Consider the following 25,512-nt stretch of genomic DNA (forward strand, 5'->3'; position numbering starts at 1 on the left):
GGCCTCTCGGGGAGTTGGGTGGACGTTTTGGAGGATAAGTGTGCCTCACTAAAAGCCACAGGAGTACTTATCGGAGACTCCGTCCTAGTCATCGATGTTGAGCAGGCGAGGCTTCTCTACAGCTGCGGCTACTACGGTCAGCCCCTCGACGTTGAGAAGCCCCGGGGCGCCTCTTTCAACGGTCCCCTGAGGCTGAGCCTTGTAGAGTCGCTATACCTCGTTGAAAACGGTATACTCACTGTTCAGAGGCCAGACGGGTCTAGCCTTGGCGTTGAGGACCTGAGGAGCGCGGTTAGGGGGAACCCGAGGTTCTCTATGCTCTACAATATATACAGGGACCTGAGGGAGAGGGGGTTTGTTGTTCGGAGCGGCCTCAAGTTCGGCGGCGACTTCGCGGTATACAGGCTGGGCCCCGGCATCGACCACGCCCCCTTCATAATCCACGCTTACAGCCCTGAGGACGCTATGGACCCTGTCGAGATTGTTAGGGCGGGTAGGCTCAGCCATAGTGTTAGGAAGAAGTTCGTCTTCGCGATAGCGAGGGGGAGGGACGTCAACTATCTCATGATAGACTGGTTCAAACCCTAGTCACCCTCCTCTGGGCCTCTCCACCTCCTGTAGATGTCGACTTTAACCCCCAGGGCGTCGAGGACCTTACCCGCCGCGAAGTCAACTAGATCCTCAACGCTGGAGGGTCTAATGTAGAATGAGAGGGTTAGAGGCACGATTATCCCCCCCATCCTCGCTATAGCGAGCAAGTTCTCAAGTTCGGCGGTGCCGAGGGGCGTCTCCCTGGGCGCCACCACCAGCCTCCTGCCGAGCCTAAGCACTGCGAGGGCAGCCCTGGCGGGGAGGCTCGAGGGTATACCCCTGGCTATCAGGCCGACCGTCTTCATGCTCGCGGGCACTATAGCCATGGCATCCGGCTGGTTGCTGCTGCTTGCGAGGGGGCTGGCCATGTCGTTCTCCATGTATAGCGGGGCGTAGGATCTTAAGAGCCTCCTGAGGTCCTCACGCCCCACCCCCTCCTCATACCTGGCAACCTCCTCGGCGCCCCGGGTCAGTATGATGCCCCTTATCTCCACCTCCCCCTTCAGCGCCTCCAGCAGCCTAAGGGCAACCCTTATCCCGCTGCTGCCCGTTATAGCTATACTAACCGAGCTAGGTCTGCAGGACAATCTCCACCCTCCACCCCGAGCGCATCCCTAACCCCAGCCTCCATAGCCCTGTAAGCCTCCTCCCCCCTGGCCACCAAGACCACGTACCTCGGCCACCTCCCCCTGAGTATAGAGGCAGCCATGGCCGCCTCCCTGGCGACGTCGGCCACACTCAACCCACCCACTCCAGCCCCCATAGCGGGCATAGCCACACTCTCGATTCCAGCCCCAGACGCGAGCCTTAGAGCCGCGTAGGAAGCTTTGAAGGCGTTCACAAGGGGTATCCTCATCCCCGGCTCCTCCATGGTGGGTGCGTGTATTACGAACCGGGCGGGAAGGCTGCCGCCACCCGTTATAACAGCCTCTCCCACAGGCACCGGAGCCTTTCGCATCGCCTCCTCCTCGATCACCCGGCCCCCCGCCCTTTTCAGGGCCCCAGCCGCCCCACCGCCCATTATCATCAGGCTGTTGGCTGGGTTGACAACGGCCTCAACCCTAACCTTCGTTAGATCCCCCGTAACAACTGCTAGAATCCTACCCCCCAGACTCCAGCACTTCAACCCTGGGCCGACCCCCGTATACATTAATTTTAGACTAGTATCCGGCCCCTAATTTCCTCGTAGTACTCCTCCCCCAGCTTAACCCTGCCGAATATAACCTTCTTCACCTCGCCCTGGAACCTGGTTTTGAACCTGGCTTTCATGCTGTCTAGGTCAACGTCCAGCAGTAGAGCCGGGTGCTCAACCCCCTCCTCGTCGACAAGAGCCGCCAGGACCCCCTTCATGCTACCCCTGGAGACCACGATGACCTCGCCCCCCGCTATCTTCCTTGCAGCACCCTTAATCTCGTGGGGCTCTACCTGCCTCTCCGCGTCAACCACTATGCACACTCCCCCGGGGTATCTAGTCATCAGCTTTACGGGGCTCCCTAGCTGGGACTCTATGCTCGACTTCAGCCTCTCATCCTCGAATGGAGCACCCCCTATGCATGCTCCCTGTATCTTCACGCTCTTCAGGCTAACCTCCCTCTCACCCCCCTCTAGGAATCTGATGTAATTCTCGCTCCTCAGCCTCCTCCTATCCTCGACTCTCCTCACAGCCTGGACTGAGGGGCTTCTGACGTAGTATACGCTCGACTCCAATGACTTCTGAAGGAAGCTGTAGAGCTCCGGATCGCCGACGACAACGACGGCGTCGGCATTCACACCGCGGGCCAGGTCTATCTTGTACTCGAGGGCGCCCCAGCCCCTAACCCACCCGTCGGTGTCGACCGCTACAAAGGCCGCACCCTCCCTCCTAGCCCTAGCCCTGAGCGACGCAACAGCGGTCACAACCCTGCCCGCCACGGGGCCCGGCTCGATGGAGCCGACGAACCTGAGGGCAACAGGCTCTAGCAGTCTAAGCCATATCACCCAGCTTCCAGGCAGGCTGAGGCTGACGAACCCTGGAGGACCTATGTCCGCCTGGCCTATGTCAGCGTCTATAATACCCGTAGGTATACCCCTGGCTAGGCTCCTGTTAGCAAGCACGGCGGTAAGGGAGGTCTTACCCGCCTCCACAGGGCCCATGACCACGGCTGTGCACTCTCGCCCACACTCCTGTAGTATCTTGTCTGCAATGTGTATCCACTCCTCCAGAGGCTCCTCCCCGTTTCCAGGTATTTCAACGCGAGCCCTACCGGACATGGAGACGCGGAGCCTAGCTGGCTTCAGGGCCTTAGCCAGGTAGCTCCTGTACTCTCCTATATCAACCCGGTCACCCTGCGAGAGCTCGGCCCCCAGTATGGTTACAAGCCCCTCCTCAACCTCAACCCCGGCCGGTCCGAAAATCCTAACGCCCTCGCCCTCCCCCAGATCCAGGGTTACTACTGCCACGCCGGGCACCCACTCTCATTCTAGAAATCCCCAGGCTGATACGCTTGCACGATCAGCTGGCGAATCCACACCCTACAGTATAGTATATATAAATAATTGTACAATACTTACCCATCCGTTCCACTACAGTCTAGAGAATACCAAACTCCAAAGGCCGTTAAAGAGTGGAGGGAGGTGCGGGGGGCGGATGATACCTGTCACCCGAATGGCTTCGGGTAAGGGTACGGTGAGCACGAGGATAAAGGGCCTCCGGGGCAGGAGGCCTAGCAGCTTCGCTGACACCATGAGACCTGTGGTCTTCTGGAACATAACCAGGGCCTGCAACCTGAGGTGCCTGCACTGCTACATATCCGCGGGGCCCCAGCCGTCGCCTGGGGAGCTCTCCACAGGGGAGGCTATCCATGTTGCCGAGCAGCTTGTGGAGCACGGGGTTCCTCTCGTCACGCTGACGGGTGGAGAGCCGCTTGTCCGCAGGGACTTCTGGGAGATAGCCAGGGCGCTTTCAGGGCATGAAACACCCAAGCTAGCGCTTAGCAGTAACGGCACCTTGATAACCCGAGAGGTCGCCGCCAGGCTTAGGAGGCTTGGGTTCAGCTATGTAGGCATTAGCCTCGACAGCGTTAACCCCATGGTCCACGACAGAATCCGGGGCTCTCCCGGCGCGTTCAAAGCTGCCCTAAGGGGGGCTAGGAACGCGTTGGAGGAGGGCCTGGACGTCGGGTTCAGGCTCACCATAACCAGGTATAACCTGGAAGACGCCCCCAAGATCATAAGGTTCGCCAGCGAGGTTGGCGTGCCCCGGGTTGCTATATACGTGGTAGACCTTCTGGGCCGCGCGACGCCGGACCTCATGCCCAGCCCCGAGGACCTCCGCAGGGCAATCGACGCCATACTTGACGAGTCTACTAGACATCAGGACAGGGTGGAGGTGCTGCTGGTTAGGGCCAACTTCGCCGGAGTCTACCTCGCCGACAGGCTCGCCAGGACTAGGGACGAGTTCCTGCAGCTCCTCAGCATACTCGGCAGCCACGGGGACTGCGGGAGGAGGTCTATAAGCATATACCCCGACGGCACCGTACGGCCCTGCCAGTTTCTCGAGGACGTTATAGTAGGGGACCTAAGGAGGCAGAGCCTGCGGGAGATACTCTCCACCGACAACCCCCTCCTGAAGCCCTTCGTAACGGTGGGCTCTATGCTAAGAGGGCCTAAATGCGGGGAATGCCCCTTCCGGGGGGTCTGCGGCGGCGGCAGCAGGATGAGGGCCCTCAGAACCTCGGGGGACTTCTGGGGGGACGACCCCCTCTGCTTCCTAGACCCCCGGGTCATAGCGGAGAGGTGGGGCTATAGTGCGGGGTAGATGGCCCTACGAGGAGAAGCCACTCATAGTTTTCTGGGAGTCTACTAAGGCGTGCCTCCTTGCTTGTAAACATTGTAGAGCAGAGGCTCTTGTGGAGCCCCAGCCGGGAGAGCTGTCTACACGCGAGGCCTTCGACCTCATAGACCAGGTAGCCGAGTTCGGTAAGCCCTATCCGATACTCGTGATAACAGGTGGAGACCCGCTGATGAGGAGCGACTTTTGGGACATCCTCGAGTACGCCGTCAGCCAGGGGCTAAGGGTTGCTGTGGCCCCGAGTGTGACTCCCCTCCTCACGAGGGAAGTAGTAAGGAAGATGGCTAGGGTTGGTGTGGCGAGAATCTCGATCTCTATAGACAGCGGCCTCCCCGAGGTCCACGATGCGATACGAGGGGTGCCAGGCACTTTCAAGGCCAGCGTCAGGATAGTGAGGGAGGCGCTGTCAACAGGGCTGCCCGTCCAGATTAACACCACCGTTATGAGGCCCACCGTAGACAGCCTTCCTGAGACGTTGAAACTGCTGCTTGACCTAGGTGTGGACGTGTGGGAAGTCTTCTACGTAGTCCCCACCGGTAGGGCGGCGAGGATGCTTGATCTGACCCCCCAGGAGTGGGAGGATGTGGGCAACTACCTCTACGACGCCTCGAGATACGGGGTTCTAGTGAGAACTGTTGAGGGCCCCATGTTTAGGAGGATAGCCCTAACCCGCAGGGTTCTCGAGAGCGTGGGAGGGGACTGGAGGATCCACCTCAGGCCGGGCAGCCTCTACCGCAAGCTCACATTGAAAACAGTGGAGCTTCTCGGAGAGCCTCAGGGCGGGGCGAGGGCTCAGACCACCGGCACCAGGGATGGGAAGGGTGTTATATTCGTGTCGAACAGAGGCGTAGTCTACCCCAGCGGCTTCCTGCCATACCCGGTGGGGGACGTGAGGAGGTCTAGGCTAAAGGAGATCTACAGGTCTAGCCCGGAGCTTGACAGGCTGCGGGGGGCTGTGTTCGAGGGGAGGTGTGGCTACTGCGAGTTCAGCCAGCTATGCGGCGGCAGCAGGGCTAGAGCCTACTCCTACACAGGCAACCCTCTAGCCGAGGACCCGGCCTGCGCCTATAAGCCAGGGGAGTTTAGCAGGTTGCTCCACGAGCTCGGGGTGGGTGAGGCTAGCGTCTACGAGCTCGTGGAGAAGCTCGGCCACGGCAGGATACTCTAGGGGGGTGGAACCAGAAATATATGTTGCAAACCGGTATAACCCTCCTCAGGAGAAGCCGGGGGCGTGTAAGAGTGTTCTACACTCCTAGGGGGCCTATCGAGAAGAGCGTCATGTCGGATGTTGCCGAGGTCCTCAGAACCCTCTATGAGAGGGGTCTGGTCCAGGCTATGGGGGGCAACGTCTCCGTCCTCCATAACGGCCTCGTCTACATCTCACCAACGAGACTCTTTAGAGGCGGGCTCCGCTGGCTTGACGTGGCCGTGATGACCATGGACGGTAGGGTAGTTAGGGGGAGGCCTAGTAGTGAGTGGAGGATGCACATAGCCATCTACAGGCGGCTGAAGGGTGTCACCGCTGTGGTACACGCACACCCGCCTGCCCTACTAGCCGCGGACGCCGCCGGGCTGAGGCTCGAGGCCAGCCTACTCATGGAGGCTCAAGCAACTGTAGGCTGCATCGCCTCAGTACCGCGTGTCAAGCCCGGCACCTGGGAGCTGGCGGACGCTGTGGCCACGGCCCTCGAAGCATCGGGCTGCAGAGCTGCCGTGCTCAGGAATCATGGTGTTGTTGCCGTTGGGGGGAGCGTCTGGGAAGCCCTCAACATGGCCGAGGCTGTTGAGGACCTCGCCAGAATAAGCCTGGGTATCGGGGGGAGGGTTGTCGGTGGCTGAGGCGAGGCTAGGTAAAGCTGGCCCTAAGGTCTCTAGGGTGGGCCTGGGCCTCTGGCAGTTCGGCTCGCCCATGTGGGGCGGGAGAGGTCTCAAGGTTGAGACCCTAGTTGAAGGCCTCTCCATAGCTCTGGAGGAGGGTGTTAACCTCCTTGACACCGCCGAGGTTTACGGGCTGGGTGCCTCAGAGAGGATGCTGGGTGAAGCGCTTAAAAGGCTCAACGCGAGGGAGGCTTTCGTCATAGTTAGCAAGGTAGCGGGTTTCAGGAGCACTCCCGGCGATATAGAGAGGGGGGCACAAGGGATAGTGAGTAGGCTCGGCTCTCCCCCCGACGTTATACTGCACCACTGGCCCCCTCCCGTCTACGCCAGTCTCTGCAGCGTGGTCAGGGGGCTCGAGAGGGCGGTGGAGAGGGGGCTTGCCAGCTACTACGGATTCTCCAACTACGGTGAGGACACGCTGGAAGACGCTCTATCCTGCTCAAGGAGGATTGAGCCGGTTGTAGACCAGATACTGTATAACCTGGCTTATAGAATACCGGAGCTCAGACTGTTCCCCCTTCTACGGGCCCACGGTATGAGCCCCATAGCCTGGAGCCCTCTGGCGAAGGGCGCCCTAGCCGGTTTCAAGGGGGAGCCCAGTAGGGCTCAGGCCGGGGATCCGGTCTTCAGGGCCGCGCTGGGAGATCGGAGGCTTCAGGAGGCCCTCGATTCTGTGGCCCGGCGGCTCGGCGCTTCAAAGGCGTCGGTAGCCTTGGCCTGGGTAGCGTCCAAGGGTGCCGTGCCTATAGTGGGTTGGAGGAGGCCGGAGAGGGTTAGAGACGCCGCCGCGGCCGCCCGGCTGGAGCTGGGGGAGGAGGATATAGCCCTGCTCGACGAGGCTAGCGAGCACTATTTGAGGCTGTGGGGATCCAGGTATGACCCCCCGGGCCTCCGCAGGATAAGGCTAATCCCCGGGGCGCTGCAGCGCCTGGCGATAAGGATGTGGGGGGGTATCTAGGCCTGCCCTCCGCCAGTCATCCTCCTATGCTCCTCCATCATGCACCTATCCACGACAACATCCAACCCCTCCTCCAGCAGCTTTTTCACCGCCTCCTCAGACGCCGTGCCCTTCTGGAACCAGACGACAATCCTCCTTCCCGTCCTCCTGGCGAGCCTTACAGCCTGCTCTGCAACGGCCAGAGCCTCCCTGGGAGGCCTGAAAACGTCGACTACATCCACCTCTCGGGCTATCTCATCCGGTATATCGTCTAGACTGGGGTAGGCTTTCTCCCCCAGTATCTCTTCGGCGGAGGGGTTTACTGGTATGATCCTGTAGCCAGCCTTATTAAGATACTCTGGAACCTTGTAGGCGTCCTTCTCGGGATTCCTGCTGGCCCCGACGACAGCCACCACCCGGGCTGTTTTGAGGACCTCGAACGGGTCTCTTATAGAGCCCTTCACAGAGACTCACCCACATAATCCTTAGGATGGCCCCGGGTTTAAGTCCTCCAATATAAACATCTATCTAGAGTCTCGGGCTCGAGAGGTTGCAGCCCCCATGAGCAGAGAGGAGTATAAGCAAGCTATAGTCGTGAGGAGGGACCTCGGCATGGGCAGGGGGAAGGCGGCGGCCCAGGCTGCCCACGCTTCCTGCGGGGCAGTGTTCCTCATCATGGAGAGCGGTAGGCCTGAGTGGAGGAGGTGGCTTGAATCGTGGAGGCGCCAGGGCCAGGCTAAGGTGGTTCTGAGGGTTGATAGCCTGCACGAGCTCCAGGAGATATACAGGAGGGCGGTGGAGGAGGGCCTCCCAGCCTCCTTCGTGAGGGATGCTGGGAAGACGCAGCTAGAGCCGGGCACCCCTACTGCTGTTGCCGTGGGCCCAGCCCCCTCTAGGCTGGTCGACAGGATAACCGGGAGCCTCAAGCTGTTTTAGCCGTCTATGGAGATATCAGGTCGTGTATCTCCTCGCCCCTCACCGTGGTCCCGCAGTAGACGCACCTATATGCCGGCGGGTCGTGGGAGACGAGCACCATCTTGGAAACAGCCTTCTCCCTCTCCTTCCTAGTTATACAGGTGGGGTTTGGACATCTTAGCACGCCCTGCGAAACCTCAGGCAGCTTTAGCCTGAGCTTCTCCACAACCCTGTAGTCCTCTATCACGTTGAAAGTCGCCCCCGGAGCTATTATGCCGAGGACCTCCAGGTCCCTCCGCCGCGGCTTGTAGCCCTCGATCTTCAGTATATCCTTCCTCCCCAGCTTGGAGCTCTCGGCGTTAATGACCACCGCTATCCTCCACTTATACCCCCTTGGCGGGAGGAGGCCCAGGGCCTTAAGCATTGTGAACGCCCTCCCCGGGGGTATATGGTCTATAACAACCCCGCTCCTAATCTTCCTGACCAGCAGGCCCTCGCCCTCCAACCCTCTTACCCCCCCATAACCAGGCTCAAGAGGGCCATCCTAACTTTCACGCCGAGCCTGGCCTGGAGGAAGTACGCCTGGTATTTGCTGTTGTCGACGGAGAAGTCTATCTCGTCAACGCGGGGCAGCGGGTGTAGCACCTTCAGCGTCTCCTTAGCAGAAGACTCTAGAAGATCTAGGGTTACCCTGTAGCTGCCCTTGAGGGACTCGTACTCCCTCGGGTCTGGTATCCTCTCCTTCTGTATCCTCGTCACGTAGAGTACATCCAGCTCCCCCAGCACGTCCTGCAGCTTCTCAACCTCGGTATACGGGATGCCGAGCTCCTCCAGGACCTCGAGGACCTCCCTCCTAGCCCTGAGCTGGGGAGGGCTTACGAGGTATATGTGCCTAGGCTTAAAGAGGGTGAGGCCTAGTATGAAGCTGCTGGCGGCCCTACCATAGCGTAGGTCGCCTAGCACGCCGTAGGTGAGGCCGTCTACGGAGCCGAAGAGCCTGTAGACTGTGTAGAGGTCTAGCATCGCCTGCGTAGGATGGTGCTGACGGCCGTCTCCACCGTTTATGACAGGCTTCTCCGCAACCTCAGCAGCGTAGAGGGCCGCGCCCTCGTATCTATGCCTAATAACTATGGCGTCGGCGTACGAGTCCAGCATTGTTATTGTGTCGGCCAGGTTCTCCCCCTTAGCAACGCTTATCGCCTCCTCCCCGCTTATAAGGAGTGTAGAGCCTCCAAGCCTCTTCACGGCAGTCTCGAAGCTTAGCCTAGTCCTGGTGCTCGGCTCGAAGAAGGCTAGAGCAACTACCTTACCCTCGAGAGGTTTGGACTTTGCTCTAGACTCTATATTATCGGCCTCTATAAAGAGCAGCTCCAAGTCTCCCCTGGTGAAGTCTGTTATGGATATCACGTCCCGCCCCTTGAAAGGGTTCCCAGCCACCCGGCCAGCCACCAGAAGAGTCTTCCCAGGCCTAGGGGTTTTTAGGGGAACATGAGCTGTAGGGGCTCTTCGCCCTCCTTACCTATTATGTATGGCGCGATCTCGACGTACTCCCTTATCACGGATGTCTCTATCTTGGGGAGGAGGACCCTCTCGACCTGGAAAAAGCCGGCGTAGCTCAGCATCTTGACCTCTATCCTCACGGGCCTCATCGACCCCTTGCTAATTAGTACCTGCTTTATGCTAATCGCGCTCAAGCTATGCATATCCAGCTTGCCCTTCAGATAGGGTATCCTAGCTCTCCCCTCGGCCATATCGGTAGCATCGGCCACCTTGACAGCTCCCGCCTCGACAGTGAGGGCCCTCACATTCGGTGCCGTGGCGTATATAGCGTGCATAACCTCAGATTTGAAAAACACCTTTTTCCTAGTGCTCCAGTCGGGGAACACTCTAGATACTATCCTGTCTATAATCCTCTCCGACATGATAGCCCCTATCAGCTCGTGGTTGTCTCTGTGAACACTGTTTCCTATATCGTGGAGGAAAGCCGCCAGCAGGACCACCGCCTTAGCTTCATCAACACTCTCCAGCGTTCCCTCCGAAAGTGTTGAGGGGGTCACCCCGCTCTCCAGGAGCCTGTCGAATATTTCCAGCGCTGAGCCAGCTATTATCCTGGCGTGTACTGGCCCGTGGTCGTTGTAGAGCAGCCTACCCACGGCCATAACGTTGGACATGCGGAGTAGCGCCTGCACCTCCTGGTCTTCCTCGATGAGACTGTAAATCTCCGAGAGGACCTCGCTCTCCCTAACCTTCTCCCTGACAAGGGTGGGTGTGACCTGTACAGACATCCCCCCTAGCCTCCTCCAACCTCTTTTACAACCCACTCTATGTAGCTCTCGTTACCCTTGGATACGTCGAGCGCCAGTATCTCGGGCACGCTGTAGGGGTGGATCTCCCTGACTGTTTTTATGAGTGTATCCAGCTTCTCCTCACTAGTCTTTATAATAAGCAGATCCTCGTCATCGAGATTTATAGACCCCTCCCACCAGTAGTAGCTCTTTATCCCCCGGACCACGTTCACGCAGGCGGCAAGCCTCTGCTCGACAATCTCCCTCGCGAGCCTCTCCCCATCACCTTTAGGAGCGGTGACCAAAACGACTTTCACTCGAGGCATAGAGCATCAACCCCTCCAGAACACGGGCTCCCTAAGTGATTATCGAGAGGTGAGGTAAAAATTATAGTTTGCCGGCGGTGCTAGCGTTTTGCCGCGCCCCTGCGTAGAATGTAGTGGATGGGCTTCTCGAGCGCTAGCTCCGCGACCTCCTTCAACGCCTCCGAAACGCTGGGGTGGGGGTGTATCGTGAGGGAGAGGTCCTCTAGCGTGGCTCCCATCTCGATAGCTAACGCCGCCTCGGCTATTATCTCCGATGCATGTGGCGCCGCCACGTGGAAACCGAGCACCGCGCGGCTGCTCTTCTCGTAGACTACCTTCGCGAAGCACTCCCTACAGCCCTCGATAGCCCCTACCCTGGGCAGGCTAGCGAGGGGCAGTCTGGCCTCCGCGGCTTCAATGCCAGCCGCCTTAGCCTCGTCTAGCGTCAGACCCACTGTGGCCAGCTCGGGGTCTGTGTACACCACGGCCGGCACTGCTTTCGCGTCGAAGGCCGCCGTGGAATCGCCTGCAGCTCTCTCAGCCGCCACCACAGCCTGTAGGAATGCCCTGTGGGCTAGAAGGGGCGGCCCTGTGACATCCCCGCTCGCGTAAACCCCCGGAACCCCGGTCTCCAGGGTCTCCTTATCGACCTGTATATACCCCGCCTTATCCAGCTTCACCCCCAGCCTCTCAAGACCCACACCCCGTGTGTTTGGCCTTCTTCCAACAGCGACGAGTATGGTGTCGAACTCCATCCTACCCACACCAGATATGTCGGCTATGGCGTAGCGTTCACGCCCCTCAACCGACTCGACCCTCGTCTTCGTGTGTATGCTAACCCCCTCGCTCTTGAGCCTCCTCTCGACAACCCTGGAGAAGTCTCTCTGCATAGTTGGGAGGAGTCTATCGAGAAGCTCCACAATAGTGACCTCAACCCCCAGCCTGGCCATGGCTGTGGCGTACTCAACTCCTATGTAGCCTCCGCCTATTATCAGCATCCTACCAGGCTTCCTCCTCAGGCCGAGTATAGTCCTGTTGTTATGCACAACCTCTCCATCCGGCTCAAGCCCTGGTATAGAGGCCGGGCTTGTGCCAAGAGCGAGAACAAGCTTTGAATAGCCTATGCTACCCACACTGTCAACCTCGACAGCGCCGTCACCTATAGCCGCCCGCCCCTTCACAACCTCCACACCATAACCCTTAAGGAGCGTTGAAACACCCTTCGACACGCTCTTAACAACATTGTCTACCCAATCCATAAGACCCTTAAAGTCGAAGTCTACACTGGCTCTCGCGAACTCCAGCCGCGCGAGCGAGGCAGCAAGCCCAGCCGGGTGTAGAAGTGCCTTAGTCGGTATGCACCCGTAGTTCGTACACTCGCCGCCCAGGCTATCCATCTCCACCAGAGCGACGCTCAGCCCCTCCTGGGCAGCCCTAACCGCGGCAGGATACCCCCCGGGGCCTCCGCCGACAACGACTAGGTCAAACTTCTCCACGCCGACCACCTAGAGAGCCTACATTCACTCCAAACACCGCTTCCTCGTGCCAACTATCCTTGGCTTCAGGTTAAAAACGGTGTTTTAGAAGGTCTACTGGAACTCGTAGTCCTCGGCGAACAGTAGCGCCGGGTTTTCGAGAAGCCTCTTAACCTCCATCAGGAACCTGGTTGCATAAGCCCCCTCCAGCGCTCTGTGGTCGAAGCTTAGCGACACAAACCCTATCTTCCTGGGCTTGAGCTCCCCGTCCACGTAGACAGGCTTCTCAACCAGTCTATGCAGGCCGAGTATGGCGACGTTCGGCGGGTATATCACGGGGAAGCCTATGACGCTGCCGATGCTGCCTACGTTGGTTATCGTGAAAGTAGCGCCAGAAACCTCATCTAGGCTCAGCCTCATATCCCTTGCCTTGGCTGTAAGTTCCGCTATCTCCCTGGCTATAGCGAACAGGCCCTTCCTCTCTACGTTCTTAACAACGGGCACCACGAGGCCGTGTGGCGTGTCCACTGCAAAACCGACGTTCACGGTCTTCTTAACAACTATCTCCATCTTCCCCTCGTCGAATTCCGCGTTGACGAGCGGGTACTTCTTTATAGCCTTAGCCACAGCCTTAAACACGAAGGGCAGGTAAGTAAGCTTCACTCCCTTCTCCTCAGCATCCTTCTTTAATGCTTCTCTAAGCTTGGAAAGCTCGGTGAAGTCCACCTCCTCAGCTATGTAGGCGTGAGGTATTTTGGATTTGCTCAGGGTCATAGACTGGACCATGGACTTCTTAATACCTCTTACAGGTATCCTCTCCTCCTCGATTTGTACTGGCGGGAGTGCGGCCGGTGGAGGGGCCGCGGCTAGCATGGCAGCCGCCCTCCTGACATCCTCTTCCGTAATAGCGCCTCTGGGGCCTGTGCCCCTGACCTTGGTTAGGTCGACGCCTAGCTGTCTAGCCAGTCTCCTAACCCTGGGGGGCGCCCTCACCAGTACAGCCGTAGTAGCTAGCGGAGTCTGCGCGGCCGCCTCGGCAGGCCTTCTCTCCTCACCCCTTCTTGCTGCCTCCCCGGCCAGCTCAGCTTTCTCCGGCTGCGGCTTGGTAGCCGCTCCCTCTTCGACCTCAATTTCGACTATAGGGTCTCCGACCCTGACGACGTCGCCAGGCTTGGCCAGAAGCCTGACAACCCTGCCTGTATATGGTGAGGGTATTTCGACTGTAGCCTTAGCTGTGAGCACCCTGACGAGGGGGCTGAACTGCTTTACAACAGCCCCCTCCTCCACTAGCCATTCTACAATCTCGCCCTCGGCTATACCCTCCCCGATGTCTGGCAGTTTGACCTGGACAATCCTGCCCATCGCGTACCTCCCTCCCTACCACTGCATAACGTCTGACACAGCCCTGTATATCTTGGCGATGTTTGGAAGGTAGAGCTTCTCGTGTGCCAGGGGGTATGGCGTGTCATAGCTTGCCACCCTCTTTACCGGGCCGCGGAGCAGCTCTATATGGTTCTCGCTTATGTAGGCCGCTATCTCCGCGCCGGGGCCCAGTATCCTCCTGGCCTCGTGGACTATCACAAGCCTCCCAGTCTTCTCTAGGCTCTTCACCACGATATCCTTGTCCCAGGGCTGGAGCGTTCTAAGATCTATGATCTCCACGCTCCAGCCCCTCTTATCCCTGAGAAGCTCTGCAGCCTCCTTAGCCAGATGAACCATAGCGCCCCATGTTACAAGGGTTACGTCTGATCCCTCCTGGACGACTCTTGCCTGGCCCAACGGTACGGTATAGTCCTCCTCAGGCACATCCTCCCTTATAGTCCTATATATGCTCTTGGGCTCGAGGAATATCACGGCATCGTCGCTCCGTATAGACGATTTTAGAAGCCCCTTGGCGTCGTAGGGCGTGGAGGGCATAACGACGTAGAGGCCCGGTGTGTGTATGAAGTAAGACTCGTTACTCTGGCTGTGGTGCATACCACCTCTTATCCCGCCGCAGCAGGGCCCCCTTATCACCAGGGGGACGCTATACATCCCGCCGCTCCTGAATCTATACCACGCTGCATTGTTAACTATCTGGTCGAACGCCTCGTATATGAAGTCGATGAACTGTATCTCCGCCACCGGCCTGAGACCGTACATAGCCATGCCTATGGCGAAAGCCACTATACCCATCTCAGTGAGAGGCGTGTCTATAACCCTCTCCTCTCCAAACTCGTCTATCAGCCCCTCAGTGACAAGGAAGACACCGCCCCTTCTACCCACATCCTCCCCAAGCACCACGACACGCTTGTCCCGCTTCATCTCCTCCCTCAGAGCGGTGTTAAGCGCCTCGACCATGTTCATAACAGGCATTGCCCTCCACCCCCTACTCCCTGTAGCTCAGGCCGAGCTCCTCCATCGTTCTGAGCGTTTCCTCAAGGTCCCGCTCCTCCTCCAGTATGAACCACGGTTTCTCACTGTAGACGTTCTGGAAGAACACGTTCTCCGGCAGCGGCGGCTTAGCCAACACCCTCCTAACTATCTCTTCAACCCTGCTGTTCCACTCCTCCTCTAGAGCCAAGGCCTCCTTCTCCGTCATTATACCCATGCTATCCATAAACTTCCTCATCCTCCTCAACGGCTCATACCTCTCCATAACCTTCTCCTCCTCACTCTTCCTATACCTCGAAGGATCGTCCGCCGTGGTGTGGGGGCCAAGCCTGTATGTAACCGCCTCGACCAGAGTAGGCCCTCCACCCCTCCTAGCCTTCTCCGCTGCATCGCTGACAACCTTGTAAACAACCATGACGTCGTTGCCGTCAATTCTTATCCCGGGGACGCCGTAGGCGAGGCCCTTCACCGCAAGCGTGGGGGCGGCCGTCTGCCTGGCCCTCGGAACGCTTATAGCCCACTGGTTGTTCTGTATAACGAGGACTGCGGGAACCTTGAAGACGCCAGCAAAGTTCAGCCCCGCGTGGAAGTCGCCCCTGCTGGTCGCACCGTCCCCGAAGAATGTGAGGGTAATCGTATCCCTGCCAAGATACTTCATCGCATACGCAGCACCAACCGAGATGGGGATCTGGTTGCCCACGGGGACAGGGGCGGGGACGAGGTTATACCTCCTGTTGCCGAATATCGCGAAGTCGCTCCCCTTGAGGGGGTCGTCGGCGTTCGCCAGGGCCCTGTCTAGGATTTCCTCCTCGCTCATACCCCTAACCAGGTAAGCGCCGAGCTCCCGGTAGCTGGGGAAAACCCAGTCATCCCTCCTCAGCGGTTTCGCTGCGCCTACCGCAACAGCCTCCTGCCCCTTGTTTGGAGCGTGGAGGGCTACCTTGCCCATCCTCTGCAGCTTGAGGAGCCAGCTGTCGATAACCCTGGCTCTAACCATGTATGTGTAGATCTCTATAATATCACCCTCGCTAATCTTTGGCAGGAGACCCTCGTCTACGACCCTTCCTTCCTCGTCCACAGCTCTCTTAAACCCCATAGCCTCTTCGAGAAGTGCCTTATACTCCTCAACAACACTACCCTCAACAGGCTTGAAAGGAATATCCATAAGGCCCGTTTTACTCATATTAAGGCCCGTCTTAACACTAATTGCAAGTAATCTTTTTATCCGTCCTAAATACAGTCTTATGAACACAGCCACACATTTAGACCACCAGCCTAAAACCAGCCCCACGCCACACAAGCCTTTGCAAGAGAGGTGCCTAGAGGCTGGTAGCTGTGGGTTGTAAAGACCCTCCAAGCTACAATCCTCTAATAACTCCCTCCACACCCTAGAGTACCCTAGGTGCAGATAGGGTGTCTATCAGCCAAGCCTCGCTCCCCTGGGAAAGCGATAATGTAAGGGCCGTGAGGGAGAGTGTTAGAGAGTTTGCGGAGAAGAAGGTTGCGCCTAAGGCTAGGGAGATTGACGCTACTAACACGGTGCCCGAGAGCCTCTTGAGGGAAGGCGCTGAGATGGGGTTCTTCGCGCTGAGGGTGCCTGAGGAGTATGGGGGGCCAGGTCTTAGCCTTCTTGAGAGCGTTGTGGCTATTGAGGAGCTTTCTAGGGCCAGCAGCGGATACGGCCTGATTTCCGTGGTCAGCGGCTCGATGGTTGTGCACCCCATCCTTAAGTTCGCAGGGGAGGAGGTGAAGGAGAAGTACCTATCGAGGCTGGCTAAAGGAGCGATAGGTGCTTTCGCCCTGACAGAACCTTGTTGTGGAACCGATGTGGCCTCCCTACACATGACCACGGCTAGGAAGGAGGGGGGCGAGTATGTGGTGAGCGGGCAGAAGATTTTCATAACGAACTCCGCGTACGCCGACTTCTTCATAGTGGCCGCGCGCACCGGCAGGCCAGAGGAGAGGCATAGGGGTATCTCCCTGCTGGTCGTGGACAAGGGCAGCTGTGTTGAGGTTTCCAAGCTGGAGATGATGGGGTATAGGGGCAGCGGGACCTCTATAGTCTACTTCAACGACTGCAGGGTGCCGCCAGAGAATCTTATAGGCCAGGAGGGCGGCGGTTTCAAGCTAGTCATGCATACCCTCAACGAGGGGCGGATATCCACGAGTGCAAGCGGCCTGGGTGTCATGCAGGCCGCCTTCGACGCCGCGGTTAGGCATGCGAGCGAGAGGGAGAGCATGGGGAGGCCCATAATAGAGCACCAGATGGTATCCAGCATGATAGCTGAGATGCTCGTTAAGCTGGAGACAAGCAGGCTCCTAGTCTACACCTCAGCACACAAGCTAGACTCGGGGAGCCCCGACTACATAAAATACGCGAGCATGGCCAAGCTCCACACGGCCACGGCAGGGGTGGACCTCGTTAGGATGGCCATGCAGGTCCTCGGGGGGATAGGATATAGTAAGGATAGCGACGTCGAGAGGTACTATAGGGACATAAAGATGATTGAAATAGGTGATGGGACGAACGAAGTGCAGAGAATGGTCCTCACAAAGTTCCTGCAGGGTAGAATAAGGCCCTAGACTCTACGCCCCTCGTCCAATAGCCTGTCTGCACAATATTTTGCACTCGCCAATGCTCCTACTCACTGTCGAGAAGCATGGACGCCGCCTCACGAGCTACAACCTCTGCAGCCCTGAACAGCCCTCTACCCGATGCGGCCGCCTCTTCAAGCAGTGTCTTGTTAACCTCCATCGCTGCGTTGACCCTCGAGCTGAGCAGGCTTTCAGCAAGCATTTTAGCCAGCAGTATCCTCCTGGCCTTAACCTTCTCGGCGTGGAGCCCGGTTTCGCGGGCGAACTTCCAGTGCTCCTCTATAGCGTCTACGAGAGGCTCTATACCCTGGCCTAGCACAGCGCTAGTCTTAACTAGCCTTGGCCTCCACCCAGACTCCCTCCTACCTATATCCTCCTTCTCAAGGGCGAACTGCAGGTAGGCTGCCGTCTTGTTTGCCTCAGGCTTGTCGCTCTTGTTGACGACGTATATGTCACCTATCTCCATAACGCCGGCCTTTAGGGCCTGGACGTCGTCCCCTGCGCCAGGCATCGTCACCACTATTATAGTGTGCGCCGCGTTTATAATGTCGACCTCGCTCTGCCCAACTCCGACCGTCTCAATTATTATCTTATCATAACCCATAGCGTCGAAAACCTCTACCATGGCCAGGGCTGCCATGCTCAAACCGCCCTTGATGCCCCGGGTGGGTATGCTGCGTATGAAAACCCCGGGGTCAGCCGCGTGCTCCTGCATCCTGAGTCTATCCCCCATTATGCTGCCGCCGCTGAAGGGGCTAGTAGGGTCTATGGCTACCACCGCCACCTTATAGCCTCTCCTCCTAAGTCCCGCTATCACCCTTGAGACCAGCGTGCTCTTCCCAGCCCCCGGTATGCCGGTAAACCCTATAACCTGGGCCTTGCCAGCCCTGCTTGTAAGGCGTTCTAGGAGCTCTATAGCCTCGCTCCCTGGATTCTCAACTAGGGTTAGAAGCCTGCCGAGGGCTCTCAGGTTGCCGGAGTAAGCCATCTCAAGCAGCTTTTCAAGCCTGGCCAACCTGCTCCGACGCCTCCGCCTCCTCCCTCATTCTCTTCTCCTCCGCGAGCTTTCTCACTTTCTCTATAATCTCGGCGAGGCTTGTGCCTGGGAGGAATATCTCCCTTATGCCTAGGCTGCGGAGGGGCTCCAGGTCTGGTATCGGTATCGTGCCCCCCAGCACCACGGGTATGTCATCGGCCCCTAGCTCTCTTAGCTTGGCCATAAGCCTCTTCATCAGGTGTATGTGGGCTCCATTGAGTATGCTCACGCCTATAACGTCTACATCCTCCTGGACGGCTGCCATGGCCACTTGCTCGGGGGTCTGCCTTAACCCTGTGTAAACCACCTCGAAGCCGGCGTCCCTCAGAGCCCTGGCTACAACTTTCGCCCCCCTATCGTGGCCGTCTAGGCCCATCTTCGCAACCAGCACTTTATACCGACGTTTCGGCCCTTCGAGGACCTGTTCCCTAGTACTCTGGAGGCTCGACATAGACTCCATACACCTCCTTCAGCGTGCCCATTATCTCTCCTAGCGTTGCGTAGGCTCGGGCGGCCTCGAGAACGTAGGGCATTATGTTCTCTCCCCTCTCGGCCGCCCGCCTCAGGTTATCCAGCGCCCTCCTCCACCTCTCCTGGTTCCTCATCTTCCTAACCTCCTTAACCCTCCTCTTCTGCCTCTCCTCAATCTCCTCCTGGTCGAACTCTAGGAGGGGCACGTTCCTCGCCTCGTCTATAGAGTCGCTCCTGAATATGTTAACTCCCACTATGAACTTCCTGCCCTCCTCGAGGTCTCTCTGGAACTTGTAAGCCGACTCGGTCACCTCCTTCTGGGGGTAGCCCCGCTTAACAGCCTCCAGCATCCCCCCCATGGCCTCAATCTTGTCTATGTACTTCCACGCCCTCTCCTCTATCTCGTCGGTAAGCCACTCTATATAGTAGCTCCCCCCGAGGGGGTCTATTGTGTCGGCCACGCCAGTCTCGTACGCAATTATCTGCTGGGTCCTGAGCGCTATCTTGGCGGCGAACTCGCTGGGGACTCTGAAGGGCTCGTCGAAGCTGTTGGTGTGGAGGCTCTGGGTACCGCCGAGTACCGCCGCCAGCGCTTCTATGGCCGTTCTGACTATGTTGTTGTAGGGCTCCTGTACGACCAGGCTCACACCCGCGGTCTGGGTGTGGAATCTTAGCCACATGCTCCTCTTCTTCCTAGCCCCGAACCAGTCCCTCATTATCTTGGCCCACATGCGCCTCGCCGCCCGGAACTTGGCTATCTCCTCGAAGAAGTTTATGTGTGCGTCGAAGAAGAAGCTGAGCCTGGGGGCGAAGGTGTCGACGTCGAGACTCCTTCCGATCAACTGTCTAACATACTCTATCCCATCCGCCAAGGTGAAGGCGAGCTCCTGTACAGCCGTTGCCCCAGCCTCCCTTATATGGTAGCCGCTTATGCTTATCGGGTTCCACTTGGGCAGGTTCTTGACGCTCCACTCTATAACGTCTATCGCTATCTTGACTGCTGCTTCCGGGGGGAAGACGTAGGTCTTCTGGGCTATGAACTCTTTGAGGGGGTCGTTCTGCGTCGTGCCCCCTATCTTGTGGTAGGGCACGCCCTGCTTCTCCGCCACGGCTACGTAGTAGCTAAGGAGAACCGGGGCCGGCAGGTTTATAGTCATGTTCGTAGTTACACGGCCCATGTCTATGCCGTCGAATATAACCTCCATGTCCCTCAGCGATGCCACGTTCACCCCCTCTATGCCTACGTGGCCCTCGGCAAGGGGGTCGTCAGGGTCTATGCCGACGAGCGTCGGCTCGTCGAAGGCCAGGCTCAGCCCCGTCTCGCCATGCTCTATCAGGAACTTCAGCCTCCTGTTAGTCTCCTCAGGACCTCCATAGCCTGAGAACATTCTCATAGTCCACAGCTTCGCCCTGTACATTGTAGCGTGGATACCTCTAGTGAAGGGATAGTCCCCGGGGAACCCGAGCTTCTCGAGGTAGTCCCAATCCTTGAGGTCTAGGGGGGTGTAGAGCCGTCTAACGGGTATATCGCTGAGTGTAGTGAAGCTTTCCATCCTCTCGGGCATCCGCTCGAGCCATTGGGGGAGAGTCTCGCTCTCCCACTTCTTAAGAGAGGCTTCAAGCCTCTTCATATACTCGGGGTCAAAGAAGGGCACAGCCACCTACCCCGCGATCACACAACCGCCTATATATAGCTCTCCCATCCAAACAGGTTATTATTGTAGAGCCAAGACGATTATAACACGTGGCTGGATACCCTATCCAAACCCAGAGCCTGGGGGTGCACATCCAACTTGGAGGGAGTGAGAGTAAAACTCTACTCTGAGGTCCTCAACAGGGAAGTGGAGGTGCCGGAGACTCCTCAGAGGATTGTGAGCCTCAGCCCGGCTATCACCGAGACGCTGTATATGCTCGGCCTGGAGGATCGTGTTGCGGGCGTGAGCGTCTACGACCATAAGCCGCCGAAGGCTAGGGAGAAGCCCAAGGTCGGCAGCTACTACAAGGTTAATATGAAGCTTCTAGACCAGCTTAACCCGGACCTCATACTAGTGACTACGGGCGCGCAGAGGAGGGTGCTCGAGGACCTCAGCAGCCGCTACCCTGTCTACCCTATACCGCTGCCGGTTAGCGTTTCCGGAATAATAGACCAGGTCGTGCAGGTCGGCATTGTAACGGGGGCTCTAGAAGAAGCTTCGAGGCTTGAGGCGGAGCTGGCTCGAAAGGCCTCAGAACTAAGGGGTGCGGGCGGGGGGTTGAGAGTATACTACGAGGTCTATCTCGGCGGCCCCGTCACGGCCGGTGCACACACCTATATATCAGACGCGTTCAGGATAGCCGGGGTGGAGACGCCGTTTATACGCGATAGAACAACATGGATCTACCAGCCGCCCGCGGAGAGGATCAACAGGTTCAAACCCCACTTCATACTGTACGAGTACAGCGCCTACGCTCCCACATCAGCCGAGAAGGTCAAGCGGGAGTTGGAGGAGAGGGGGGTGGAGATTGGGGGTGCTGAGCTTGTCCTCCTAGAGCCTGACACCCTGGCGCACTATGGCCCCAGCTTCATAGAGACTATGCTAAGCCTCCTCGAGACCCTGAGGGAGAAGGCTAGAGCCGGTTAGGCGAGGGCTTTCGAGGGGAGAGAGGTGTCGTAGTAGACCTTCATCGTCCTCAGCCTGGCGAGGACCTCGCCCATAAACCTCTCAACCCGTGCCCACTCCCCCGGAGGAACTCTAGTCTCCCGGAGATGCTCCATGACCCTGGCGTAGCTTTTCATCCTCTCGTTAAGCAGAGTCCAGTTGACGCCCGCCAGGAGCTTCTCGACACCGCTATCCCTAGGTAGGAGGCCTGCAACCATCATGAGGGAGAGTATAGGGTAGCCTATGTAGCCTCTAAACCTGGTGCCGTTGTCGTCGCTATACGCGTAAACCACCCCCGCTCCCCGGGGCTCCACAACCACTAGATACTCCCTAGGCCTACCCGAGCTAGAGACCTTAGCCGCCCATACGCCGCCTGAACCTCCGGTGAGGATCCTCACTCTCCCGTCTCCCAGGGCGGCCGCGGCTTCCAGGATTTTAATCGCTGGGGGCCTCCTTAGCGGCTTGACCATCGCATGACAGCACCTCGGTTAAGTATTCTGCGCTGCAGAGTTTTGACCTTTCAAAGCACGAGAGTATGTCGCCTGAACCCTCCCTCCATGCTTTCTCAACAGCTCTAAGTAGGCAGTCATAGTCCAGGAGGCCCTCCTCTATAACGTCTCTACTGATCCTGCTCAAGAGTCTTTTAGCCCCCTCCAGAAGCCCCTCCTGGGCTTTAGCCGCGGCTGCCGCCGCGAGGAGAAGGGCTCTAACTCGCTCGTCCCGCCCGCTTCTGTAGTAGAGGTCCTCGAGGGCTTCATGCGCCTCCCAGTACCGCGCTTCCCTCACTAGGTCCTCAACGTTCAAAGCAGTGGAGGCTTTCTTACCATAGACGAGGTATATGGTTTCTAAACCGCTTAGAACCCTGCGAAGCTCCTTCTCGAGGTCCCGGCAGCGATGTATGGCGTCCAGCTCAACATGGGTATCAGCTACCCTAACGTTAACGCTCCTCACGCAAGGGATCCCAGTCTTAATGGCTTTCTTGAGCCTCTGCGCATCCCTCCAAGGCTTCAGCCCCGGGTTGGAGAGAAACAGTAGCGTCCTCACGGTGGAGCCTTCTTCACCCAAGTTTAAACGCCCCTGGTAGTGCTAGCCTAAGGCCGTGTCTAGATATAGCATTATTATGAAGCCTGCGAAGAATCCTAGTGTAGCCAGCTTCTCGTTGCCACTCCTGTGCGACTCGGGCAAAGCCTCATAGCTAACCACAAACACCATAGCCCCTGCTGCGAAAGCTAGGGCTGAAGCCAGTAGTCCAGGGCTGTATCCAATTATCGTTGCAACGATTATTGCAGCGATCACTTCGCTAAAACCACTCAGTATTGCGACTAAAATTGCTAGGAGTAAGTTGCCGGAGGCTGCAAACACCGGGAGGGAGACTGCCAGGCCCTCTGGGAAGTCCTGAGTACCTATAGCAAGAGCCACCGCCAGCCCTTCGGATAGTGCGTAGGAGGCTGCAGCCCCTATCGACATGCCCTCCGGCAGGTTATGGATAATTATGGCTGTGGCCACTAGCCATGCGGCCTTAACCTTCCTCCTAAGCGTCGGGGGCCCCTCATAGCCTTTAAATAGGTGCTCGTGGGGTATTACCTCGTTTATCACATACACTGTTAAAGCACCTAATATGAAAGATAATATAACAACACTGGTGCTCGATAGCTCGAGAGCGGGTATGAGGAGGCTAGTGAAACTCGCAACTATCATTATCCCGCTGCTAAACCCCATACCAACGTCTAGTAGGACGTCAAGCCTCTTCCTACTCTGGAACCTTGCAGCCAACACTAGAAAGCCTCCAAGGCTCGTCATTGCAAAGGCGTAGAGGGAAAGTATGAAGGCCGCTTTAACGGGGCTGCCCCCCGAGAGAGCCTCTAGCTGAGCCGCTATGGACTCCAGTATCTGGATCATATAGCCAAGCACCTCTACCGCGCCGCAGCAACATCACACTCCCAGACGCTCCTCCTCGATAAACTTACTAAGCACCCCGGGTTTCAAGTGAAAACCGGAGTTCATAATTGACTCAACTACCAGCTATAAACTAAGCCAGATATTTTGCATGAATTTGAGACACTCCTCCCTTTATGGAGCTGGTTTACTCCAGGCTTAGCTTTATAACTCGACCTGCTAAACTATCGGTTAGACGGGTGCTCTCAATGTCCGCCTGCCTGAGGATAGGGCCCGGGGAGAAGGCTCCGGATGTTGTTAACGTTATTATAGAGATCCCTATGAACAGCTCCGTAAAGTACGAGTTCGATAAGGAGGCGTGCATTGTCAAAGTCGACAGGTTCCTCTACACCAGCATGGTTTATCCTTTCAACTACGGGTTCATCCCGGGAACTCTGGAGGAGGATGGGGATCCTGTGGACGTTCTAGTCATAAGCCGCGAGCCTGTGGCCCCCGGCTCTCTTATAGAAGCCGTCCCTGTTGCCGTTCTGGATATGGAGGATGAGGAGGGGCCTGACAGTAAGATTGTCGCCGTGCCTAAGGCTAAGCTTGACCCCCTCTTCGCCAGCTACAAAGACGTAGAAGATATACCGGAAGCCCTAAAATCCAAGATAAAACACTTCTTCGAGCACTATAAGGAGCTAGAGCCTGGGAAGTGGGTTAAAGTGACAGGTTGGAGGCAGGCAAGGGATGCGAAGGAGATTATAAGGAAGGCGATAGAAAGGTACTCGGGGTAAACAGCGTACGGGCCGGCCCCAGCTGGGGGAGTGTAGCGCCATTGAAGACTCTCAGCCACACCACCGTTCCCATCTTTTTAACAATACTAATGGCAGTACTACTCTTGCCCGCGGCATCCACGTATACGACATTCGCGCTTGCACCTTCAGGCCCTCTTCTGTACGCTCTAGATGTTGTGGTTGTCGACGCCAGCACCAGCTCCGTCCTAGGGTTCTCCCGGTATGTAGTGACCGTCTACGATGGTGTTGTTAGCGATGTTGGCGTTATCTACTCCTCGGGCATCTCAGTATCGAGAGCTAGCTTGGAAAAGCTCCTAAACGGTCTTTACGAATCGGCGGAGACCGGGGAGGCGAGGCCGCTCTCCGAGCGGCCCCCCGCATTCTTGCTCCACGACCGCATAGTGTATAACGTGGACGGTGTGCCCTACACATGCAAGCCAGGTGGCTATACAACCCTGTCGTTCGTCTGGCCCACCAGAGCTGGCCCTATTACTGTGGAGGGTCACGTACTCCTCTCCCAGGATGTAATAGCCAGCTTCTACCTCGTCTCCCAGCATGCCACCTTCACCCTGCCTAGAGTGGGGGAAGTTCCAATTAGGATAGAGGTCTCGGGGTTCCTAACCAGCTCCAGCTCCCCGGTGTGCGGCGAGCCCCTGGTGAGCGGTTTTGACAAGGCAGTCCTCGGTGGTTTTACCCTGGCCACGCTCGTTTTAGCCGCAGCAAGCTATATGCGTAGAGGATCGTTGATAAGAGAAGCCCTCTCCTCCGCACCCCCATTCCAGCCAGGCACCACCGCCTCGCCGTCTAGCCCCTCCTATTTAAGTCTCGGAAGCGAAACTCCTGAAACCAGGGCGTGAGCAAGCATTGCCGCTCCCCTCAGCAAAAATCCAGGTATATGCCTACGCCGGAGTAGCACTCCTATTCCTCGCAGTAACCATAGGAGCCTTCACCAGGGCATATGGAGCTGGCATGGGCTGCGGACCGGACTGGCCGACGTGCAACGGCGAAATAGTGCCGCTAACCGCCAACACCGCAACATTACTGGAATACTTCCATAGAGTGGCCGCAGGCCTAGGCTTCGTTCTAATAACATACACCGCCTACCTATCCTTGAAGGCTTCAGGCGACAGAGGGGTGAAGCTCTGGGCCACAGCAACCATTATCGCTCTAGTAACCCAGATAATACTCGGAGCGGTCGTCGTCTGGTACCACCTCAACCCCCCGCTATCCGCCCTACACACAACCCTAGCCATAGTAACAGTAGCACTGGCAACGGGCATGGCAGTTAAACTCAGCCACACCAGGGTTAGAGGCTAGTGCAAACCCGCTTCCGCCTAGAGGATAAACTAATTAAAACAAAAGCACTCACAATAGTAAAGCCATGAATGGATGCTGCCCCGGGGAGACCCCCGCATCCCGGGGGAGCTATGACCCGGGAGGGCTCCACCCTAGGCACCAAACCCTTCCTAACTCCTCTGGGAGTTAGGGCGTTACCTTTTACCCCCGGCTAA

Annotated in this window: 29 protein-coding genes; 11 read left to right on the forward strand and 18 right to left on the reverse strand. The window is 57.6% G+C overall.

Annotated features, from left to right (window positions below; all coding sequences use genetic code 11):
• Positions 1-18 precede the first annotated feature (18 nt).
• On the forward strand, positions 19-588 hold the full coding sequence (endA, locus tag ACAM_RS05225; protein WP_022541773.1) for a tRNA-intron lyase: 570 nt from the start codon (positions 19-21) through the stop codon (positions 586-588).
• On the opposite strand, the gene ACAM_RS05230 is transcribed toward endA, so the two are convergent.
• The 3 genes from ACAM_RS05230 to ACAM_RS05240 are packed head-to-tail and all read right to left on the reverse strand — an operon-like array spanning position 585 to position 3,030.
• Positions 585-1,178 carry a UbiX family flavin prenyltransferase gene (locus ACAM_RS05230; protein ID WP_022541774.1) on the reverse strand — a complete coding sequence of 198 codons (594 nt, stop codon included), beginning with the start codon at positions 1,176-1,178 and terminating at the stop codon, positions 585-587. The two genes, endA and ACAM_RS05230, sit on opposite strands and share 4 nt — an antisense overlap.
• Entirely contained in the window at positions 1,148-1,717 is a 570-nt protein-coding gene (locus ACAM_RS05235) for a macro domain-containing protein (RefSeq protein ID WP_022541775.1), read from the reverse strand. The genes ACAM_RS05230 and ACAM_RS05235 overlap by 31 nt, the downstream gene beginning before the upstream one ends.
• A gap of 29 nt (positions 1,718-1,746) precedes the next feature.
• On the reverse strand, positions 1,747-3,030 hold the full coding sequence (locus ACAM_RS05240; RefSeq protein WP_022541776.1) for a Clp1/GlmU family protein: 1,284 nt from the start codon (positions 3,028-3,030) through the stop codon (positions 1,747-1,749).
• A 226-nt stretch (positions 3,031-3,256) separates the two neighbouring features.
• Between ACAM_RS05240 and ACAM_RS05245 the strand changes: the two genes are divergently transcribed.
• From ACAM_RS05245 to ACAM_RS05260, 4 genes are read left to right on the forward strand one after another with little or no spacing between them, the layout of a single operon-like run.
• Positions 3,257-4,387, forward strand: a complete 1,131-nt coding sequence (locus ACAM_RS05245) for a radical SAM/SPASM domain-containing protein (RefSeq protein WP_232502280.1) — start codon at positions 3,257-3,259, stop codon at positions 4,385-4,387.
• On the forward strand, positions 4,377-5,588 hold the full coding sequence (locus tag ACAM_RS05250) for a TIGR04053 family radical SAM/SPASM domain-containing protein (protein ID WP_022541778.1): 1,212 nt from the start codon (positions 4,377-4,379) through the stop codon (positions 5,586-5,588). The genes ACAM_RS05245 and ACAM_RS05250 overlap by 11 nt, the downstream gene beginning before the upstream one ends.
• 20 nt (positions 5,589-5,608) lie before the next feature.
• Complete coding sequence (locus ACAM_RS05255; RefSeq protein WP_022541779.1) at positions 5,609-6,259, forward strand: class II aldolase/adducin family protein; 651 nt, start codon at positions 5,609-5,611, stop codon at positions 6,257-6,259.
• Complete coding sequence (locus ACAM_RS05260; protein ID WP_022541780.1) at positions 6,252-7,256, forward strand: aldo/keto reductase; 1,005 nt, start codon at positions 6,252-6,254, stop codon at positions 7,254-7,256. Before ACAM_RS05255 ends, ACAM_RS05260 begins: the two co-directional genes overlap by 8 nt.
• On the opposite strand, the gene ACAM_RS05265 is transcribed toward ACAM_RS05260, so the two are convergent.
• Positions 7,253-7,699, reverse strand: a complete 447-nt coding sequence (locus ACAM_RS05265) for a CoA-binding protein (protein WP_022541781.1) — start codon at positions 7,697-7,699, stop codon at positions 7,253-7,255. The two genes, ACAM_RS05260 and ACAM_RS05265, sit on opposite strands and share 4 nt — an antisense overlap.
• A gap of 97 nt (positions 7,700-7,796) precedes the next feature.
• Between ACAM_RS05265 and pth2 the strand changes: the two genes are divergently transcribed.
• Positions 7,797-8,171 carry a peptidyl-tRNA hydrolase Pth2 gene (pth2, locus tag ACAM_RS05270; RefSeq protein ID WP_022541782.1) on the forward strand — a complete coding sequence of 125 codons (375 nt, stop codon included), beginning with the start codon at positions 7,797-7,799 and terminating at the stop codon, positions 8,169-8,171.
• A 4-nt stretch (positions 8,172-8,175) separates the two neighbouring features.
• Here the strand turns inward: pth2 and ACAM_RS05275 are convergent, their stop codons facing one another.
• From ACAM_RS05275 to pdhA, 8 genes are all read right to left on the reverse strand, one after another.
• A complete protein-coding gene (locus ACAM_RS05275; RefSeq protein ID WP_022541783.1) occupies positions 8,176-8,655 on the reverse strand; it encodes an aspartate carbamoyltransferase regulatory subunit in 480 nt (159 codons plus the stop codon).
• Between the two features lie 5 nt (positions 8,656-8,660).
• Positions 8,661-9,587: an aspartate carbamoyltransferase gene (pyrB, locus tag ACAM_RS05280; RefSeq protein ID WP_148706442.1), complete on the reverse strand. Its 927-nt coding sequence runs from the start codon at positions 9,585-9,587 to the stop codon at positions 8,661-8,663.
• A gap of 41 nt (positions 9,588-9,628) precedes the next feature.
• Positions 9,629-10,435 (reverse strand): HD domain-containing protein, encoded by an 807-nt coding sequence (locus tag ACAM_RS05285; RefSeq protein ID WP_022541785.1) that lies wholly within the window; start codon positions 10,433-10,435, stop codon positions 9,629-9,631.
• Between the two features lie 5 nt (positions 10,436-10,440).
• Positions 10,441-10,761 carry a divalent-cation tolerance protein CutA gene (gene cutA / locus ACAM_RS05290; RefSeq protein ID WP_022541786.1) on the reverse strand — a complete coding sequence of 107 codons (321 nt, stop codon included), beginning with the start codon at positions 10,759-10,761 and terminating at the stop codon, positions 10,441-10,443.
• 80 nt (positions 10,762-10,841) lie between these two features.
• Positions 10,842-12,236: a dihydrolipoyl dehydrogenase gene (gene lpdA / locus ACAM_RS05295; protein WP_022541787.1), complete on the reverse strand. Its 1,395-nt coding sequence runs from the start codon at positions 12,234-12,236 to the stop codon at positions 10,842-10,844.
• Positions 12,237-12,329: 93 nt separating this feature from the next.
• The gene (locus ACAM_RS05300) at positions 12,330-13,577 is read right to left on the reverse strand and encodes a dihydrolipoamide acetyltransferase family protein (RefSeq protein ID WP_022541788.1); all 1,248 of its coding nucleotides are present in this window, start codon (positions 13,575-13,577) and stop codon (positions 12,330-12,332) included.
• Positions 13,578-13,592: 15 nt separating this feature from the next.
• Positions 13,593-14,570 carry an alpha-ketoacid dehydrogenase subunit beta gene (locus ACAM_RS05305; RefSeq protein ID WP_022541789.1) on the reverse strand — a complete coding sequence of 326 codons (978 nt, stop codon included), beginning with the start codon at positions 14,568-14,570 and terminating at the stop codon, positions 13,593-13,595.
• Between the two features lie 13 nt (positions 14,571-14,583).
• Entirely contained in the window at positions 14,584-15,753 is a 1,170-nt protein-coding gene (gene pdhA / locus ACAM_RS05310; RefSeq protein WP_232502281.1) for a pyruvate dehydrogenase (acetyl-transferring) E1 component subunit alpha, read from the reverse strand.
• Between the two features lie 248 nt (positions 15,754-16,001).
• Here pdhA and ACAM_RS05315 point away from each other — a divergent pair, with 248 nt between their 5' ends.
• On the forward strand, positions 16,002-17,171 hold the full coding sequence (locus ACAM_RS05315; RefSeq protein ID WP_022541791.1) for an acyl-CoA dehydrogenase family protein: 1,170 nt from the start codon (positions 16,002-16,004) through the stop codon (positions 17,169-17,171).
• Between the two features lie 58 nt (positions 17,172-17,229).
• Here the strand turns inward: ACAM_RS05315 and meaB are convergent, their stop codons facing one another.
• From meaB to ACAM_RS05330, 3 genes are read right to left on the reverse strand one after another with little or no spacing between them, the layout of a single operon-like run.
• Complete coding sequence (gene meaB / locus ACAM_RS05320) at positions 17,230-18,198, reverse strand: methylmalonyl Co-A mutase-associated GTPase MeaB (RefSeq protein ID WP_022541792.1); 969 nt, start codon at positions 18,196-18,198, stop codon at positions 17,230-17,232.
• On the reverse strand, positions 18,185-18,670 hold the full coding sequence (locus ACAM_RS05325) for a cobalamin B12-binding domain-containing protein (protein ID WP_022541793.1): 486 nt from the start codon (positions 18,668-18,670) through the stop codon (positions 18,185-18,187). Before ACAM_RS05325 ends, meaB begins: the two co-directional genes overlap by 14 nt.
• Positions 18,648-20,321 (reverse strand): methylmalonyl-CoA mutase family protein, encoded by a 1,674-nt coding sequence (locus ACAM_RS05330; RefSeq protein WP_062662136.1) that lies wholly within the window; start codon positions 20,319-20,321, stop codon positions 18,648-18,650. The genes ACAM_RS05325 and ACAM_RS05330 overlap by 23 nt, the downstream gene beginning before the upstream one ends.
• A gap of 171 nt (positions 20,322-20,492) precedes the next feature.
• On the opposite strand from ACAM_RS05330, the gene ACAM_RS05335 reads away from it, so the two are divergent.
• A complete protein-coding gene (locus ACAM_RS05335) occupies positions 20,493-21,311 on the forward strand; it encodes an ABC transporter substrate-binding protein (protein ID WP_148706530.1) in 819 nt (272 codons plus the stop codon).
• On the opposite strand, the gene ACAM_RS05340 is transcribed toward ACAM_RS05335, so the two are convergent.
• The 3 genes from ACAM_RS05340 to ACAM_RS05350 are packed head-to-tail and all read right to left on the reverse strand — an operon-like array spanning position 21,308 to position 23,228.
• A complete protein-coding gene (locus ACAM_RS05340) occupies positions 21,308-21,799 on the reverse strand; it encodes a hypothetical protein (RefSeq protein ID WP_022541796.1) in 492 nt (163 codons plus the stop codon). The genes ACAM_RS05335 and ACAM_RS05340 overlap by 4 nt on opposite strands.
• Positions 21,765-22,394, reverse strand: coding sequence for a DUF309 domain-containing protein (locus tag ACAM_RS05345; protein ID WP_022541797.1), 630 nt, complete (start codon positions 22,392-22,394; stop codon positions 21,765-21,767). Before ACAM_RS05345 ends, ACAM_RS05340 begins: the two co-directional genes overlap by 35 nt.
• Before the next feature lie 21 nt (positions 22,395-22,415).
• Complete coding sequence (locus ACAM_RS05350) at positions 22,416-23,228, reverse strand: ZIP family metal transporter (RefSeq protein ID WP_022541798.1); 813 nt, start codon at positions 23,226-23,228, stop codon at positions 22,416-22,418.
• A 245-nt stretch (positions 23,229-23,473) separates the two neighbouring features.
• On the opposite strand from ACAM_RS05350, the gene ppa reads away from it, so the two are divergent.
• The 3 genes from ppa to ACAM_RS05365 are packed head-to-tail and all read left to right on the forward strand — an operon-like array spanning position 23,474 to position 25,318.
• A complete protein-coding gene (gene ppa, locus ACAM_RS05355; RefSeq protein ID WP_022541799.1) occupies positions 23,474-24,001 on the forward strand; it encodes an inorganic diphosphatase in 528 nt (175 codons plus the stop codon).
• Between the two features lie 41 nt (positions 24,002-24,042).
• The gene (locus ACAM_RS05360) at positions 24,043-24,858 is read left to right on the forward strand and encodes a hypothetical protein (RefSeq protein WP_022541800.1); all 816 of its coding nucleotides are present in this window, start codon (positions 24,043-24,045) and stop codon (positions 24,856-24,858) included.
• A gap of 7 nt (positions 24,859-24,865) precedes the next feature.
• Positions 24,866-25,318 (forward strand): COX15/CtaA family protein, encoded by a 453-nt coding sequence (locus ACAM_RS05365; protein ID WP_022541801.1) that lies wholly within the window; start codon positions 24,866-24,868, stop codon positions 25,316-25,318.
• The last annotated feature ends 194 nt before the right edge of the window (positions 25,319-25,512 follow it).

The sequence above is a fragment of the Aeropyrum camini SY1 = JCM 12091 genome, assembly GCF_000591035.1.
GTDB lineage: Archaea > Thermoproteota > Thermoprotei_A > Sulfolobales > Acidilobaceae > Aeropyrum > Aeropyrum camini.

Excerpts from the sequence above, each read along its gene's own strand:
- ACAM_RS05340 (WP_022541796.1), bottom strand. The coding sequence starts at position 21,799 with ATGGTCAAGCCGCTAAGGAGGCCCCCAGCGATTAAAATCCTGGAAGCC.
- ACAM_RS05350 (WP_022541798.1), bottom strand. The coding sequence starts at position 23,228 with ATGATCCAGATACTGGAGTCCATAGCGGCTCAGCTAGAGGCTCTCTCG.
- ACAM_RS05330 (WP_062662136.1), bottom strand. The coding sequence starts at position 20,321 with ATGAAGAGGCTTGAAGCCTCTCTTAAGAAGTGGGAGAGCGAGACTCTC.
- ACAM_RS05325 (WP_022541793.1), bottom strand. The coding sequence starts at position 18,670 with ATGTCGAGCCTCCAGAGTACTAGGGAACAGGTCCTCGAAGGGCCGAAA.
- ACAM_RS05300 (WP_022541788.1), bottom strand. The coding sequence starts at position 13,577 with ATGGGCAGGATTGTCCAGGTCAAACTGCCAGACATCGGGGAGGGTATA.
- ACAM_RS05305 (WP_022541789.1), bottom strand. The coding sequence starts at position 14,570 with ATGCCTGTTATGAACATGGTCGAGGCGCTTAACACCGCTCTGAGGGAG.
- cutA (WP_022541786.1), bottom strand. The coding sequence starts at position 10,761 with ATGCCTCGAGTGAAAGTCGTTTTGGTCACCGCTCCTAAAGGTGATGGG.
- pdhA (WP_232502281.1), bottom strand. The coding sequence starts at position 15,753 with ATGGATATTCCTTTCAAGCCTGTTGAGGGTAGTGTTGTTGAGGAGTAT.
- pth2 (WP_022541782.1), top strand. The coding sequence starts at position 7,797 with ATGAGCAGAGAGGAGTATAAGCAAGCTATAGTCGTGAGGAGGGACCTC.
- ACAM_RS05255 (WP_022541779.1), top strand. The coding sequence starts at position 5,609 with ATGTTGCAAACCGGTATAACCCTCCTCAGGAGAAGCCGGGGGCGTGTA.
- ppa (WP_022541799.1), top strand. The coding sequence starts at position 23,474 with ATGTCCGCCTGCCTGAGGATAGGGCCCGGGGAGAAGGCTCCGGATGTT.
- ACAM_RS05285 (WP_022541785.1), bottom strand. The coding sequence starts at position 10,435 with ATGTCTGTACAGGTCACACCCACCCTTGTCAGGGAGAAGGTTAGGGAG.